The 15,157-nt window shown below is 72.6% G+C and carries 12 protein-coding genes; 7 read left to right on the forward strand and 5 right to left on the reverse strand.

Going from position 1 to position 15,157, the window contains the following annotated elements; all coding sequences use genetic code 11:
* Positions 1-20 precede the first annotated feature (20 nt).
* The 6 genes from LZG04_RS01685 (at position 21) to LZG04_RS01710 (ending at position 7,791) form a co-directional block, all read left to right on the forward strand.
* Entirely contained in the window at positions 21-452 is a 432-nt protein-coding gene (locus tag LZG04_RS01685) for a thioesterase family protein (protein WP_141978713.1), read from the forward strand.
* Entirely contained in the window at positions 445-1,071 is a 627-nt protein-coding gene (locus LZG04_RS01690) for a hypothetical protein (protein WP_233812460.1), read from the forward strand. Before LZG04_RS01685 ends, LZG04_RS01690 begins: the two co-directional genes overlap by 8 nt.
* Before the next feature lie 97 nt (positions 1,072-1,168).
* A complete protein-coding gene (locus tag LZG04_RS01695) occupies positions 1,169-4,210 on the forward strand; it encodes a BTAD domain-containing putative transcriptional regulator (RefSeq protein ID WP_233812461.1) in 3,042 nt (1,013 codons plus the stop codon).
* Between the two features lie 155 nt (positions 4,211-4,365).
* The gene (locus LZG04_RS01700; protein ID WP_233812462.1) at positions 4,366-5,835 is read left to right on the forward strand and encodes a glycoside hydrolase family 19 protein; all 1,470 of its coding nucleotides are present in this window, start codon (positions 4,366-4,368) and stop codon (positions 5,833-5,835) included.
* 47 nt (positions 5,836-5,882) lie between these two features.
* A complete protein-coding gene (locus LZG04_RS01705; protein ID WP_233812463.1) occupies positions 5,883-7,286 on the forward strand; it encodes a CHAP domain-containing protein in 1,404 nt (467 codons plus the stop codon).
* Between the two features lie 64 nt (positions 7,287-7,350).
* Positions 7,351-7,791, forward strand: a complete 441-nt coding sequence (locus LZG04_RS01710) for a hypothetical protein (RefSeq protein ID WP_233812464.1) — start codon at positions 7,351-7,353, stop codon at positions 7,789-7,791.
* Positions 7,792-7,809: 18 nt separating this feature from the next.
* Here the strand turns inward: LZG04_RS01710 and LZG04_RS01715 are convergent, their stop codons facing one another.
* Positions 7,810-9,405 (reverse strand): glycoside hydrolase family 13 protein, encoded by a 1,596-nt coding sequence (locus tag LZG04_RS01715; protein WP_233812465.1) that lies wholly within the window; start codon positions 9,403-9,405, stop codon positions 7,810-7,812.
* A 57-nt stretch (positions 9,406-9,462) separates the two neighbouring features.
* Positions 9,463-9,849 carry a globin gene (locus LZG04_RS01720; protein ID WP_233812466.1) on the reverse strand — a complete coding sequence of 129 codons (387 nt, stop codon included), beginning with the start codon at positions 9,847-9,849 and terminating at the stop codon, positions 9,463-9,465.
* A gap of 148 nt (positions 9,850-9,997) precedes the next feature.
* Between LZG04_RS01720 and LZG04_RS01725 the strand changes: the two genes are divergently transcribed.
* The gene (locus LZG04_RS01725; protein ID WP_233812467.1) at positions 9,998-11,368 is read left to right on the forward strand and encodes a hypothetical protein; all 1,371 of its coding nucleotides are present in this window, start codon (positions 9,998-10,000) and stop codon (positions 11,366-11,368) included.
* Between the two features lie 9 nt (positions 11,369-11,377).
* On the opposite strand, the gene LZG04_RS01730 is transcribed toward LZG04_RS01725, so the two are convergent.
* Genes LZG04_RS01730 through LZG04_RS01740 form a run of 3 tightly spaced genes read right to left on the reverse strand, consistent with a single transcriptional unit; the run spans position 11,378 to position 15,068 of the window.
* Positions 11,378-11,977 (reverse strand): hypothetical protein, encoded by a 600-nt coding sequence (locus LZG04_RS01730; protein WP_233812468.1) that lies wholly within the window; start codon positions 11,975-11,977, stop codon positions 11,378-11,380.
* Between the two features lie 60 nt (positions 11,978-12,037).
* Positions 12,038-12,922: a mechanosensitive ion channel family protein gene (locus LZG04_RS01735; RefSeq protein WP_233812590.1), complete on the reverse strand. Its 885-nt coding sequence runs from the start codon at positions 12,920-12,922 to the stop codon at positions 12,038-12,040.
* Positions 12,923-12,974: 52 nt separating this feature from the next.
* Entirely contained in the window at positions 12,975-15,068 is a 2,094-nt protein-coding gene (locus LZG04_RS01740; RefSeq protein ID WP_233812469.1) for a prolyl oligopeptidase family protein, read from the reverse strand.
* Positions 15,069-15,157 lie beyond the last annotated feature (89 nt).

Consider the following 15,157-nt stretch of genomic DNA (forward strand, 5'->3'; position numbering starts at 1 on the left):
CACCGGGAGGCGCGTTCAACTTGGGTGTGTTCGTCACGGGCGTGCGCCCGCGCTGGTCGGACATGGACGCGTTCGGCCACGTCAACCACGCCAACACGGTGACCCTGCTGGAAGAGGCGCGCATCGACCTGCTATTCACCGAGGCCGCCCGGCACGGTGTGCCGGAGATGTCGCACGGCATGGTCGTGGCCCGGCTGGTGGTGGACTACCTCGCGCCGCTGGTGTTCACCGGTGACGAGATCGTGGTGGAGATGTCGGTGCGGGAACTGAAGTCCGCGTCCTTCACGTTGGACTACACGGTCCGCGGCAGCCGCCAGGAGGGCAGCGCCGTCGTCACGACGGCCGAGACCCTCATGGTGCCGTACAACCTGACGGCCGGACGCCCGCGCCGTCTCCTCGAAGCCGAGCGCGACTTCCTCGCGGGCTGGCGTGCCGGAGGTAATGGTGCCTGAGTTGGTCCTCGCCGATCCCGCCGAGCGGGACGACCTCGGCGCGTTCGTCGCCCGTGCCGTCCGCCTGGACGCCCAGGCGGTCGTGCGGCTGCGCAACCGCGCGTCCGGCGACCTGGTGGACGCCTGGGTGGCGACCCCGTTCGACACCCTGGCCACCCGCACCGTGGCCGGTCGCGTCACGCCCGGTGACGTGACGGTGTCGGGCAACGACCTGCTGACCGGCCTGGCCGTGGTGCGCAGCGAGACCGTCGACCCGGGCCCCGCGCGGGACATGATGTGGCGCTCGGCGCTGCCGCCGTCGGCGGGCTGGCTGCCGGTGGACCGGCTGCCCGGCAACGTCGTGTCGGAGCTGGCGGAGAAGGGCGTCGAGGTGGCCAGGGAGAACGCGGGCCCGCGTGGCACGCCACCCGCCTCGCTGCTCGACCAGACCGTGATCACGGTGAGCGGGTCCGGCCTGGACGTGAAGGTGCCGATGCGGTGCCTGTTCGCGTTGTCCGGCATGGGCTTCCTGGGCGGCGACGACGTCCGCATCACCGCCACCGACTCGTGGCTGCGCATCGACGCCCGCTTCGGCGCCGTCGTCCGCCGCCGCCACTCCATGCTGCCGCTGCTGGTCTGACGCTCACCCCGCTCACCCGACCTGTCACTCATCCGGGTGCTCTTTGCCGCTTCCGCCGGCTACTGTGGGCCGGTTGTCGGCGTTTCGGGGGGCACGGGTGGAGTTCAAGGTTCTGGGGCCGGTCGAGGCGTGGGTGCACGGCAGCCCGGTGGCGGTCGGGGGACCGAAGCCCAAGACGTTGCTGGCGTTGCTGGCGATCCACGCGGGCCGCGTCGTGTCGCTCGACCAGCTCGTCGACGCCGTGTGGGGCGACCAGCCGCCGGACCAGTCGCGGTCGGCGATCTACACGTACGTCTCGTCGCTGCGCCGCGGCCTGGGCGACGTGCTGTCCCGCTCCGGCGGCGGGTACCTGTTGACCGCCGACCTCGACGAGGTGGACCTGCACGTGTTCACCAGCGAGGTCACCGAGGGTCGCAAGGCATTGGCCGAGGGCGACCTCGAAGGCGCGGCGGTCCGGTTCGCGACCGCCCTGGACGTGTGGCGCGGCACCCCGCTGGGCGGCGCGCAGGGCGCCTGGGCCGAGGGCGAGCGCTCGCGGCTGGAGGAGATGCGCCTCGCCGCGCTGGAGGACCGGTTCGACGCCGACCTCGCGATCGGGCGCGGCGAATCGCTGGTCGTCGAGCTGGGGGCGGCCGTGGCCGAGAACCCGCTGCGGGAGCGGCTGCGCAGCCAGCTCATGCTGGCCCTGCACCACGCGGGCCGCCAGGCGGACGCCCTCGCCTGCTACCAGGACGGCAGGCGGATCCTGCTCGACGAGCTGGGCCTGGAACCGGGACCGGCGCTGCGGGCGACCCACGAGCGCATCCTGCGCGGCGACGCCGACGTGCGGCCGGCGGAGCCCGCGTCCCGCCCCGCGCCGACGCCCAGCCAGCTGCCGTTCGACATCGGCGACTTCACCGGCCGGGTCGCCGAGCAGGAACGCCTGGTGGCGTGGTTGACCGCGGACACCGGCTCGGTGCGGGTGTGCGCGATCTCCGGCCAGCCGGGCGCGGGCAAGTCCACGTTGGCCGCGCACGTCGCGCACGTGGTGCGCGACCACTTCGGCGACGGGCAGCTCTACGCGAACCTGCGCGGCGTGCAGGCCGTGCCCGCGGACCCCGCCGAGGTGCTGGCGGGTTTCCTGCGCGCCCTCGGCGTCGCCGACCCGGCCATCCCCGCGGACCTGGAGGAGCGCGCCCAGCTCTACCGCACCCTGGTCGCCGACCGGCGGGTCCTGGTCGTGCTGGACGACGCCCGCGACGAGCGCCAGATCCGCGCGCTGCTGCCCGGCGGCGCGACGTGCGCCCTGCTGGTGAGCAGCCGCGAGCGGATGGGCGCGCTCAGCGGCGCGGCCCAGTTGCACCTGCGCGTGCTGCGCGACGACGAAGCCGTGGAGCTGCTCGACCGCGTGGTCGGTGACGACAGGGTGCCCGCCGAGCCCGACGCCGCACGGGAGATCGTCCGGCTGTGCGGGCACCTGCCGCTGGCGCTGCGCATCGCGGGGGCCCGGCTCGCCGCCCGGCCGCAGTGGAAGCTGTCCCGGCTGGCCGAACGGCTGGGCGTGCAGCGGCGCGTGCTCCAGGAGCTGACCCTGGGCGACCTCGAGGTGCGGGGCAGCCTCGCGCTGAGCTACGACGGCCTGGGCGAGCGGGAGCGCACCGCGCTGCGCCGGCTCGGGCTGCTCGACGTGTCGACCTTCGGCGGCTGGCTGCTCGCGCCGCTGCTCGACTGCGGCCCGGACGAGGCCGAGGAGGTCGTGGAACGGCTCGTCGACTCGCAGTTGCTCGACATCGCCGCCACCGACGACGGCCTCGCCCTGCGTTACCGCCTGCACGACCTGACCAGGGCGTTCGCCCGCGAGCGGGGCGAGGCCGAGGAACCGGCGGCGGAGGCGAAGGCGGCCTGCGCGCGTGCAGCCGAGGCGTGGCTGTCGCTGGTGGAGCTGGCGGGCAGCCGGATGCCGCACGCGCACTTCGGCGGCACGCCGGTCGCGCTCGACCCCCGTTACTTCGGTCGTGACGCGGCCGACGACGTGGTCGCCGACCCGGAGGGGTGGTTCGACGCCGAGCAGGCCGGTCTGGTCGCCGTCGTGGAGCGGGTGTCCGAGCTGGACCTGACCGACGTGGCCACGCGCCTGGCGGCCACGCTGTGCTCGTCCCGGTTCGCCGTGCGCAACCTGTTCGGCCAGTGGTGGCGGACGCACTCGTCGGCGCTGGAGGCGGCGCGGCGCACGGGCGACCGGGCGGGTGAGGCCCGGTTGCTGTCCGGCCTGGGCTGGCTGAGCTACGAGCAGGACCGCTTCGACGAAGCCGCGCGGTACTACGGGCAGGCGCTGGACGCCTTCCGCGAGGGCGACGACGCCCTGGGCGAGGCGGCGACCCGGCTGTCGTTGAGCACGGTGATGCGCGAGCGCGGCGAGCTGGACTGGGCCACCGAGCTGCTGGAGCTGGCCTTGCCGGTGCTGCGGTCGCACGACCAGCGGGGCCTGGTCGCGCAGGCCCTGCACGGGCTGGGGCGCGTGCTGACGGAGCGGGGTGAGCTGGAGGGGGCGCTGGAGAACTGCGCCCGCACGCTGGACTCCTACCGCGAGCTGGGCGACCGGCACGGCGAGGCCATCGCGCTGCGCTCGGTGGGCATCGTGCACCGGGCCGCCGGCCGCTGGGACGAGGCCGCCGAGCACTGCGCCGAGGCGGTGCGCGTGCTGCGCACCCTGGGCGACCGCCTGATGTCCGCGTACGCCGTGCAGGCGCTGGCCAAGGTACGCATCCGCCAGGGACGTGCCGACGCCGTCCGCAGCGACCTGCTCGAATGCCTGAGCACGTGCGGCGAGATGCAGGACGGCTTCGGTCAGGCGCTCGTGCTGCGCACCCTCGGCGAGTTGGAGCTCGCCGCCGGCCGGCCGGACATGGCCCGCCGCTACCTGGACCAGTCGCTGCACCGGTGGGCGGCACTGGCCCTGCCGGTGTGGCGGGCCAGGACGCTGCGGGACCTCGCCACCGCGTTCACCGCCCTCGGCGAGCCGGCCGCCGCGGACCGGGAGTGGACCGAGGCCCTGGAGATCTTCGCCGCGCACGGCAGCCGCGAGGCGCGCGAACCACGCCCGTCGACCACCACCGGGTCGAGCCGAACGGCTTGGGTGGAGCCCGTTCGGGCTTCCTGAGCAGCGCGGACAAGGGCTGGGTGGCACGCGCGCCCAGCCCTTTCGCATGTCCGCCGTCGAGCTGAAAACGACCTGAAAACGCGCTTTGAGCTTTCTCGCAGGACTCGGCGACAAGGTTGTGCCAACACCGGGGCACGAACCGAGAAGGAGCCGAGATGAAGGTCATCACCAGCCGGAACGCCACCCGCGTCGCCGCCGCGTCCGTCGTGGCCGGCCTGCTGACCGCGGGACTGTCCGCGGCCGGGCTCGCCACCGCCGCCCAAGCCGCCGAGCTGCCGCCCGGGTCCAGCCGCGTCGGCGTGCTGTCCACGTCCGGCGACGTGCACGTCAAAGAAGGCACGTTGCAGGCGTCCTGGCTCGAGAACATGTCGACCGGCATCGCGAAGTTCGAGATGGCGGGCGACCGCGTCGGCGTGCTGGATACCGGCGGCACGTTGTGGGTGAAGGAGGGGAACCTCTGGGCCGGCTGGGCGCACCAGGGCGACGGGGTGCGGGACTTCCGCCTGGCCGGCGACCGCATCGGCATCGTCCGCACCGACGGCACGGCCGCGGTGAAGGAGGGCGGCCTCCAGGCCGGCTGGTCCGAGCAGGCCAACGGCGTGCGCGAAGTGGAGATCACCTCCAACCGCATCGGCATCGTCGGCGACGACGGCTCGGTCAACGTCAAGGAGGGCGGCCTGGGCGCCGGGTGGGTGCCGCAGATCGGCGGGGTGGCCGACCTGGAGCTCTCCGGTGACCGCGTCGGCGTGCTGCGCACCGACGGCACGGTCGCGGTGAAGGAGTCCAACCTCTGGTCCGACTGGGTCGAGCAGACCAACGGCGTCACCGACTTCGAGCTGTCCGGCAGCCTCATCGGCGTCGTGCTGGCCAACGGGCTGGCCACGGTGAAGGAGGGCAACCTCTACTCGTCCTGGGTCAACCAGCTCGGAGACGCCAAGGAGATCGAGATCTCCGGCGACCGCATCGGCGTGCTGCGGACCAACGGCACCGCGGTCGTGAAGGACGGCGGCGTCTACGGCTCCTGGGTCGAGCAGACCAACGGGGTGAAGCAGCTGCGCCTGGCCACGGCCACGCCCGCGTCCGCCGCGGGCCACGTGACGATCAACGACATCACCGCCATCTACGGCTCCGCGTACGCCACCGACACCGTCGCGGCCGGCCTGCCCGGCCTCAACGAGGTCATGGCGCAGAAGGGCATCACCACGCCGACCCGCAAGGCCGCGTTCCTGGCGACCCTCAAGCACGAGAGCGGCTTCCGCTTCAACGCGGGTGAGGCGGGCAGCACCGCGACCTACCGCGGCCGCGGCTTCATCCAGCTGACCGGGCAGTACAACTACCAGTCCGCCGGCGCGAGCCTGGGCCACGACTTCGCGAACAACCCGTCCGACGCCGCCTCGCTCCAGTGGAGCGCCAGGATCGCCGGCTGGTACTGGACGGTCGCCCGCAACATCAACGCCGCCGCGGACGCCTACGACATGGGCGCGGTCGGCCGCGCGATCGGCTACTCGTACGCGCTCGACCCGACCGAGTCGAACAACCGCTGCGCCTCCTACAAGCGCGCGCTCGCCCACTTCAACGGCGGCAGCCTCCCGGTCCCCGAGACCGCCATCACCTGCAACCGCTGACCCCGCTCCACCTCCATCACACCCTTCACACCGAGAGGGACACCACCATGTCCATCAAGACGACCGTGCGCCGCACCGTGACCACCGCCCTCGCCGCCGCCGTGCTCGCCCCCGTCCTCACGCTGCTCTCCGCGGGCTCCGCCGTCGCCGACGCCCGCACGGACATCCGCGACCTGGCCAGAGCGAACCTCGGCAAGCAGACGTGCAGTACCAACAGCCTGGGAGGCGTCGGCTACATGGACTCCTGCCGGATGGCCCACGCGTGGTGCGCCGACTTCGCCCGGTGGGTGTGGGGCAGGGCGGGCCTCTACACCGACCGCCTGACCCCCGCCGCGGGCAGCTTCTACCTCTACGGCGCCAACAACGGCACGCTGCACACCGACGCCGGCTACGTGCCGCAGATCGGTGACGCCGTGGTGCTGAACTACCAGGGCAACGGCTACGCCGACCACGTCTCCATCGTCGACGCCGTCACCGCGACCTCGATGACCACGATCAACGGCAACTCCGGCGCCAGCGGGCCCACCACCTCGTCGGTGCAGTACGCCACCGGCGGCCACCGGGTCGGCCAGTACATCGGCGGCCAGCGGATCTCGGCGTTCGTCAGCCCGGCGGGCACCGGCTCCACCCCGGCGCTGACCAAGCGCCTGGGCATCCTCGGTGGCGGCGGCGCCGTCACCGGCAAGCAGGGCGAGCTGAACGCCGGGTGGACCCCGGTGCACGGCGGCGGCATCGTGCAGGCGAAGTTCGACGGCGACATGGTCGGCGTGGTCGACGCGGGCGGCACCCTGTACGTGAAGCAGGGCGACATGTACCAGGAGTGGTTCCCCCAGACCGGCAACGTGAAGGACTTCGCGCTCGAGTCCGCCACCGGCCGCATCGGCGTGCTGCGCAACGACGGCACGGTCACCGTGAAGGAAGGCGGTCTCCAGGGCGGCTGGGTCGAGCAGATCAACGGTGTCGCGGAGCTGGCGCTGTCGGGTGACTGGATCGGCGTCGTGTCGACCAGCGGCACGGTCTCGGTCAAGCAGGGCAACCTGTACGCCGGGTGGACCACCCAGCTCGGCAACGCCAAGCACCTCGAACTGGACGCCGCGGCCGGTCGGATCGGCGTGCTGCGCAACGACGGCACGGTCGTGGTCAAGGACGGCGGCCTGTACGGCACGAACTGGGTCGAGCAGACCAACGGCGTGACCGACTTCGAGCTGTCGGGCGACTGGATCGGCGTGGTGTTCGCCAACGGCCTCGCGTCGGTCAAGGCGGGCAGCCTGCAGGCCGACTGGGCCAACCAGCTCTCGGGCGTCAAGGACGTCGAGATCGACGCCGCCGCGGGCCGGCTCGGCTTCCTGCGGACCGACAACACCCTCGTGGCCAAGGACGGTGGCCTGTACGGCACCACGTGGCACGAGGTGACCAACGGCGTCACCACGTTCGACGTGACCAGCTACTGACCCCACCCGCCGAGCCCCCGACCACACCGGTCGGGGGCTCGGCGGTCGTTCGACGGGAGCCGCCGTGGTCGTGCCGATCACCAGGGCCGAGGTCCTGCACCGCGCCGCCAGTTGGGTGCGGGTTCCGTACAGCCAGACCGCTTTCCACACCAACCGCTACGGCACCTACCGCACCGACTGCTCGGGCTTCGCGTCGATGGCGTTCGGGCTGCCCGACGTGCCGCACGGCGGGCTCAACACGGTGGACCTGATCGCGGTGAGCACGCCGATCGGCAAGGACGAGCTGCTGCCCGCCGACGTGCTGATCGACCCGACCGGTGACCGGACGACCCGGCACGTGGTGCTGTTCGAGGCGTGGGCGGACCCGCGCCGCACGCACTACCTGGGGCGCGAGCAGTGCGGCGGGCTCGGCACGGTCTGCCGCACGCTCGTCTACCCCTACGACGGCGGGCCGCGCGGCTACCGGCCCTACCGGCTCGACCACGTCGTCGACCCGGGCCCCTAGCTCCTCCGCGGCCCGGCGTCAGACCAGCCAGACGGCGGTGTCCGGTGGCAGCTGGTTGCCCGCCATCGGGCCGCTGGCCAGCAGCACCTCGCCCGGTGGCAGCGGCACCGGTGCGCCGGACGTGTTCAGCGCGCAGATCAGCCCGCCGCCCTTGCGCCGGAACGCGAAGCAGCCGGGCGGTGCGCCGTACCACTCCAGCTCGTCGCCGTTGAACGAGCCGTGCGACTTCCGCAGCTCCAGCGCGTGCCGGTAGAACGACAGCATCGAGTCGGGGTCTTCCAGCTGCGACTCGGCGGTCAGGCCCGCCCACTCGTTGGGCTGCGGCAGCCAGGTGGTCACGCCCTGGGTGAAGCCGAACGGCGGGGTGTCGCCCTCCCACGGCAGCGGCACGCGGCAGCCGTCGCGACCGCGGTCGGTGTGGCCGGAGCGCAGCCAGATCGGGTCCTGCAACGCCCACTCCGGCAGCTCCACGTCCGGCAGGCCGAGCTCCTCGCCGTTGTAGAGGTAGACCACGCCCGGCAGCGCGAGCTCCACCAGCGTCATCGCCCGCGCCCGCTGCGCGCCGATCGCCCCGCCGCCGTACCGCGTCACGTGCCGCGTCACGTCGTGGTTGGACAACGTCCAGGTCGGCGGCGCGTCCAGCCCGCGCACGGCGGCCAGGGAGTGCTCGATCGCCGCGCGCACGCCGTCGGCGTCGAACGGCGCCTCGACCAGCCGGAAGTTGAACCCGAGGTGCAGCTCGTCGGGCCGCACGTACCGGGCGAACCGCTCGTCGTCGGCGACCCAGATCTCGCCGACCGCCATCCGGCCCGGGTACTCGTCGACGACCTTGCGGATCATCCGGTGGATCTCGTGCACGCCGTCGTTGTCGAACCGGGGGTCCAGCGAGTTGTCGTGCATCACACCCGCGCCGAGCTGGGCCCGCGGATCGATGTTCGGCAACCCGTAGGGCTTGGCCATGCCGTGGGCCACGTCGATGCGGAACCCGTCCACCCCGCGGTCGAGCCAGAACCGCAGCGTGCGCGCCAGGTCGGCGGCGACCTCGGGGTTGTCCCAGTTCAGGTCGGGCTGCTCGGGGGTGAACAGGTGCAGGTACCACTGCCCGTCGGGCACGCGGGTCCACGCCGGCCCGCCGAACTGGCTGGGCCAGTTGTTCGGCGGCGCGGAACCGTCGAAGCCACCGCCGTCGCGGAAGATGAACCGGTCGCGCTCGGGCGAGCCCGGCCCGGCCCGCAGCGCGGCCTGGAACCACTCGTGCCGGTCGCTGGTGTGGTTGGGGACGAGGTCGATGGTGACCCGGAGGTTGTGCGCGTGCGCCTCGGTGACCAGCCGGTCGAACGCGGCCAGGTCGCCGAACAGCGGGTCGACGTCACGCGGGTCGGCCACGTCGTAGCCGTGGTCGGCCATGGGCGAGGTGAAGAACGGCGTGAGCCACAGGGCGTCCACGCCGAGCAGTTCGAGGTAGCCGAGCCGGGAGCGGATACCGTCGAGGTCGCCCACGCCGTCACCGTTCGCATCGGCGAACGATCGGACGTAGACCTGGTAGAAGACGGCGTCACGCCACCAGGCGGACTCGTCGGCGATCTCTGGTTGTAGATCGGAGGATCGTCGCACGAGGAGTCATCCTGCCATTCGCGACCGACACCACGACCCCGTTCGAGTGATCAAGGATCACACCCAGGCGTTCATCATGCTGTTCGCGGCCATCTCGAGGTACGCCCACAGCTGCTTGCGGTGCTCGGGGGAGAGGTCGACCGAGTCGACGCCCACCTTGATGCAGCGCAACCAGGCGTCCCGCTCCACGGGACCGATCACGAACGGAGCGTGACGCATCCGCAACCGGGGATGACCGCGGTTGTCGGAGTACGTGTGCGGACCGCCCCAGTACTGCATCAGGAACAGCCGGAAGCGCTCCTCGGCCGGGCCGAGGTCCTCTTCGGGGTACATCGGACGCAGGACGGGATCGTTGGCCACTTCCTCGTAGAAGCGCGCGACGATCTTGTGGAACGTCTCGTACCCGCCCACTGCTTCGTAGAAGTTCTCCGGAGGAGTGGTCACCCCTCCATCCTGCCTCAGCCACGGGTGGGCGGCCCACGCCGGGCGGGGGTTGGCGAACGCGTGGCGCATCGCCGCGACCGCTGGTGACCGCGCGGGACGTCATCGCATGCTGACCGCGGGGAACTCCTGCCGTGAGGGAGGACACGAGATGGGCGGCTCCAACGAGGCGCTGCTGCACTGGTTCCGGCGCGGGGGCTGGACCCAGCTCGAGCTCGCGCGGGCCGTCGCGCGGCTGGGCCGGGCCCGGGGCCACAACGTCGCGCCGGACAGCTCGCGGGTGCGGCGGTGGCTGGAGGGCGAGCAGCCCCGGCACCCGGTCCCGGAGCTGGTGGCGGCGCTGTTCGCGGACCGGCTGGGCAGGCCCTTCACCCCGGCGGACCTGGGGTTGACCGCGGGGTCGCCGGTCCGCGACCACGTCCCGTGGGACCACCGGGCGCTGGTCTCGACGTTGCAGGACTTCACGAGGAGCGATCTGATGATCAAACGCAGGGACGTGCTCGGCGCGACCGCCGCCCTGGCCACGGGCGCGGTGCTGGAGGGGCGCTTGGCCGGGTGGCTGGACGCCGACGACGCCGCGCCGGCCGCGGCGCTGGGACCGGGGCGGATCGGCACGGCGGAGATCGTCGAGATCGAGTCCGCGACCAGGACGTTCTGGGCCTGGGACGCCCGCCGCGGCGGCGGCCTCTACCGGGAGGCCGTGGTCGGGCAGCTCAAGGCGATGACCGACCTGCTCGACCACGGCTACCCCGACCCGATCGCCCGCCGGTTGTTCCGCTCGACCGCGGACCTGGCCAGGCTGGCCGGCTGGATGTCGCACGACGTGGGCTTGCAGGCGACCGCGCAGCAGTACTTCACGTTGGCGCTGCACTGTGCGAAGCGCGCTCGGGACACCGGGCTGGGCGTCGAGGTGCTGTCCCGGATGGCCCGCCAGATGGTGCACGTCGGCCGGCCGCGCGAGGCGTTGTCGCTGGTCGCGCTGGCCAGGCGGGGCGCGGGGAGCCGGTTGGGGCCGATGGCCTCGGCGATGCTCTCCACCTGCGAGGCGTGGGCGCACGCGACCCTCGGCGACGTCGAGGCGGTGGACCGGGCGGTGGGCGCCGCGCAGGCGCGGTTCACGCGGGCCGACCCCGCCGAGACGCCCGGCTGGCTGTCCTACTTCGACCAGGCGGGGCTGGAGGGCATGGCGGCCCTGTCGTACCGGACCGCGGCCGAGCACCGGCCGGGCACCGAGCGGAGGGCCGAACCGCACCTGGCCGAGGCGCTGCGCCTGCGCCGCGACACCTACCGGCGGTCGAACCTGTTCGACGTCATCTCGCTGGTGGGCGTCCGGGTGCTCCAGGGCGAGCACGCGGAGGCCGACCGGCTGGCGACCACCCTGCTGGCCCCGGCCGGGCGGATCAGCTCGACCCGGACGTTCGACCGGATCAAGGTCGTCCGCGACCGGGCCGAGGCCGACGCGGCCCGCTCGAAGGACGCCCGGGCGCTGGCCGACACGCTCGGCGCGGTGACCGCGGCGTGAAACGGCCCGTCAGGACGTCGGCGGGGTGGACGCGGGCGCTTTGAGCGGCAGGGGAGGGCGCTGGCAGGTGAACGCCGACTCGTAGGCGCGGGTCAGCTCGGGTGAGCCGGCGGCCAGCGTCGGCAGGTCGGCACCCCGCGGCCCGAGGATGAGCAGCCTCGTGCTGATCAGCAGCAGCCCGAGGTCCCGGCCGTCGACCTCGGCCGCGGGTGCGGCGATGGTGCTGTCGACGCCGGTCAGCAGCTCGTTCAGCCCTGTCACGTAGGCGTCGACCACGGCGTCACCACCCGGCGTCGGCGCGGGCCCGATGGCGCGGAACACCTCGATCGAGGACACGACCGCCTCCCGCAGCGCCGTCAACAGCTCCACCACCTGCTCACGCGGATAACCGGCTTCCATGGGGATGCGGGTCATCCCCAGCTCCTGGACCTGCTTGTCGGCCAGGCAGACCCGGCCCAGCCACGCGGTCAGCGCCGGGTCCGGTGCGGGCGTGGTGGAGCTGCCGGCAGGCGGTGCGGTGGGCGGTGGTTGCCCCGCCGAGCACGACTGCACCACCGGCAGGACCGCCACCACCACCGCCACGACCGCACTGCGCCACCTCGTCGCCACGGCCCCAGTCTCGGGACCGGACCCGGCCGCGGGCGGCGCGTGGCCGCAAGCGGCCGGCGCTCAGGAGGACTTGATCGAGATGCCCGCGTCGTCCAGGGCGGGCATCAGCTTCGCCCGCAACGCCCGCTGGACGGCCCACTGGCGGCCCGGCCGGACCTTCACCGTCACCCGCATGGTGATGCCCTCGGGCGTGACCTTCTCCACGCCGAGCACCTGCGGCTTGTCGATGACGTCCTTGGCCAGCGGCTCCTCGCCGGTGGCCTCCGTGACCGCCTCGGTGAGCACCTCGGTCGCCGAGGCCAGGTTCGCGCCGTAGGCCAGCGGGAGGTCGACCACCGCCACCGCGAAGCCCTGCGACGAGTTGCCGACCCGCATGATCTCGCCGTTGCGGACGTACCAGACCGTGCCGTTGGTGTCGCGGATCGTGGTGATCCGCAGCGCCACCGACTCGACCGTGCCGGTCGCCGGGCCCAGGTCCACGACGTCGCCCACGCCGTACTGGTCCTCCAGCATCATGAACATGCCGGACAGGAAGTCCTTGACCAGGTTCTGCGCGCCGAAGCCGATGGCCACGCCGAGGATACCCGCCGAGGTCAGGATCGGCGCGGGGTTCATGCCCAGCTCGGTCAGGATCTGGATGAACGCCACGCCGAACACGATGATCGTGACGAACGACTTGAGCACCGAGCCGATGGTCTTGGCCCGCTGCTCGCGCCGCTCCGAGACCAGCGCGCCCAGCGCCTGCGGCGCGCGTTCCCGCAGCGGCTTGAGCAGCTTCGGCTTGCGACCGCCGTTGCCCCGGGTCATCCGGTCGATCAACCGGCGGAGCAGGAACCGGACCACCACCGCGATGATCAGGGTCAACGCGATCCGCAACGCGCCCTCGGCGATCTTGGGCCCGTTGGTCACCCACCACTCGACGGCGAGCGTGGACTTCACGTCCATGTCGAACATCGGCGGCGTCGGCTGCACGTCCTGCACCTGCTCAGTCCTCCACTCACAACTCCAGGCCGGTAGCCCAGGCCAGGAAGGTCAACTGGTCCACGGCCAGGCCGACCGACCGGCTCACCGATCGGCCCGCGTGCCCCACCTCGGTCTCGCGGCGGAGCAGCACCGGGTGCTTGGTCGGATCACTCGACGTCGCGTGCTGCAGTGCCGCGCACATCTTCCGGGCGTGGTTGGGGTCCACGCGGCTGTCCGACTCGAAGACCGTGAACAGCACCGAAGGGTACTCAACACCCGGCTGGACCCGGTGGTACGGGGAGTAGGCCAGCAGCCAACCCAGCTCTTCGGGCACCGACGCCGAGCCGTACTCCTCGGCCCACAGCCGTCCCAGCAGGAAGTTCTCGTAACGCACCATGTCCAGCAGTGGCGCTGAGCACACCACCGCCGCGTAGAGCTCCGGTCGCTGCGTCAGCGCCGCGCCCACGAGCAGCCCGCCGTTCGACCCGCCCATGATCGACAACTGCTGCGGCGTGGTCCACCCGTCCGAGATCAGCCGCTCGGCCGCCGCGTGGAAGTCGTCGAACACGTTCTGCTTGCGCTCGCGCGTCCCCGCCCGGTGCCATTCCTCCCCCTCCTCGTCGCCGCCGCGCAACGACGCGTGCGCCCACACGCCGCCCGCCTCGACCCACGCCAACGTGGTCGCGCTGTACCCCGGCCCGCGGCCCACCGCGAACCCGCCGTACCCGGTCAGCAACGCCGGCCGGGGCAGGTCCGGGTGCTGCTTGCCGGACACCACGAACATTCGCACGACCGTGCCGTCCGACGAGGTGTACGAGACCTGCTGTGTGGACAACTCCGGCAGCGCCACCGTGCCGGGGGCCGCCGCGTCCAGCTCCGTGCGGCCCGTCGAGAGCGAGTACCGGTACACCGACAAGGGCGTGGTGAAGTCGGACCAGCCGAACCACAGCACGTCGGAATCGGCAACGGTGAGGTCGTCGACCGTGGACAACCCGTGCACCGACCCGGTCCCCGGCATCGGCACCTCCCCGAGGTGCTCGCCGGTCGCGGGGGAGTGCAGGTGCAGCTCCGACACCGCGTGCCGGGTCCGCAGCAGCACCAGCGACCCGTCCAGCCACGTCACGGCGTCCAGCACGGAGTCCGGCTGCTCCGGCACCAGCTCGGTCCACTCCGTCGGGGCGCCGGGGTCGGCCACGCACACCCGGAACCGGGGCGCGTCCAGGCTGGTCCGCAGGTAGAGCCGCCCGTCCGGGGCCACCCACGCCGAGCACTGCACCGCGTCGGAGTCCGACACGACCGGCGTCAGCTCGCCCGAGCCGTGCAGGTCGGCGATCCACACCGAGTCGCGCCGCACGGTGCCGGGTGCGCCGTTGACCACCAGCCACCGCCCGTCCTCCGACAGCGACAGCCCGTAGTAGTAGGTGTGGTCGAGCCCGTCGCCGTGCACGTTGACGTCCTCGGACGCGGGCGTGCCCACGCGGTGCCGCCACACCCGCCGGTGGAACTGCCGCTCGTCCTCGGGCACCAGCGCTGGGTCGAGCCGCCGCACGTAGAAGAACTCCTCGCCGCCGGGCAGCCAGCCCACCGGCGAGTACCGGCACCGGTCGATCGGCCCGTCCAGCAGCTCACCGGTGTCGACGTCCACGACGTGCAGCAACGAGTGCTCGTCACCGCCGACCGACACCTGGTACGCCAACCGCGTGCCCTCCCGCGACGGCGTCCACCGGTCGAGCGTCGTTCGCCCGGACGGGTCGAGTTCGGACACGTCCAGCAGCACCCGTTCCACGCCGTCCACGCGCACGTACAGCACCGGGTGGTCCTGGTCCGGCCCCCGGCGCGTGTAGAACGCGCGCCCCGCCCGCCACACCGGCGTGCCCACGGACCCGGTCCGCATGAGTTCGCCCAACCGGGCGGTCAGCGCGTCCCGACCGGGCATGGCGTCCAGCCACGAGCGCGCCACGTCGTCCTGCTCGGCCGACCACGCGGCGGTGCGGGGGTCCGCGGGGTCTTCCAGCCAGCGGTAGGGGTCGGCGACCGCGTGTCCGTGCAGGTCTTCGACGAGGTCGAGCCGCGGCGCGGTGGGGTAGGTGATCGTCGCAGGCAGCGCTGCGCGGGAGGCTTCGGTCACCTCGCCGAGCGTAGCGCGGGTGATGAAAACCATCTCCGATAGGGGTGTGTTCACCGAAGTTTTGGTCGCGGCTTCGTGACACGTCACAT

Origin of the sequence: Saccharothrix sp. S26, from assembly GCF_021390395.1 — a bacterium.
GTDB lineage: Bacteria > Actinomycetota > Actinomycetes > Mycobacteriales > Pseudonocardiaceae > Actinosynnema.

Coding starts and splice junctions, on each gene's coding strand:
- LZG04_RS01700 (WP_233812462.1), top strand. CDS start 4,366: ATGAAGGTCATCACCAGCCGGAACGCCACCCGCGTCGCCGCCGCGTCC.
- LZG04_RS01705 (WP_233812463.1), top strand. CDS start 5,883: ATGTCCATCAAGACGACCGTGCGCCGCACCGTGACCACCGCCCTCGCC.
- LZG04_RS01725 (WP_233812467.1), top strand. CDS start 9,998: ATGGGCGGCTCCAACGAGGCGCTGCTGCACTGGTTCCGGCGCGGGGGC.
- LZG04_RS01735 (WP_233812590.1), bottom strand. CDS start 12,922: ATGGACGTGAAGTCCACGCTCGCCGTCGAGTGGTGGGTGACCAACGGG.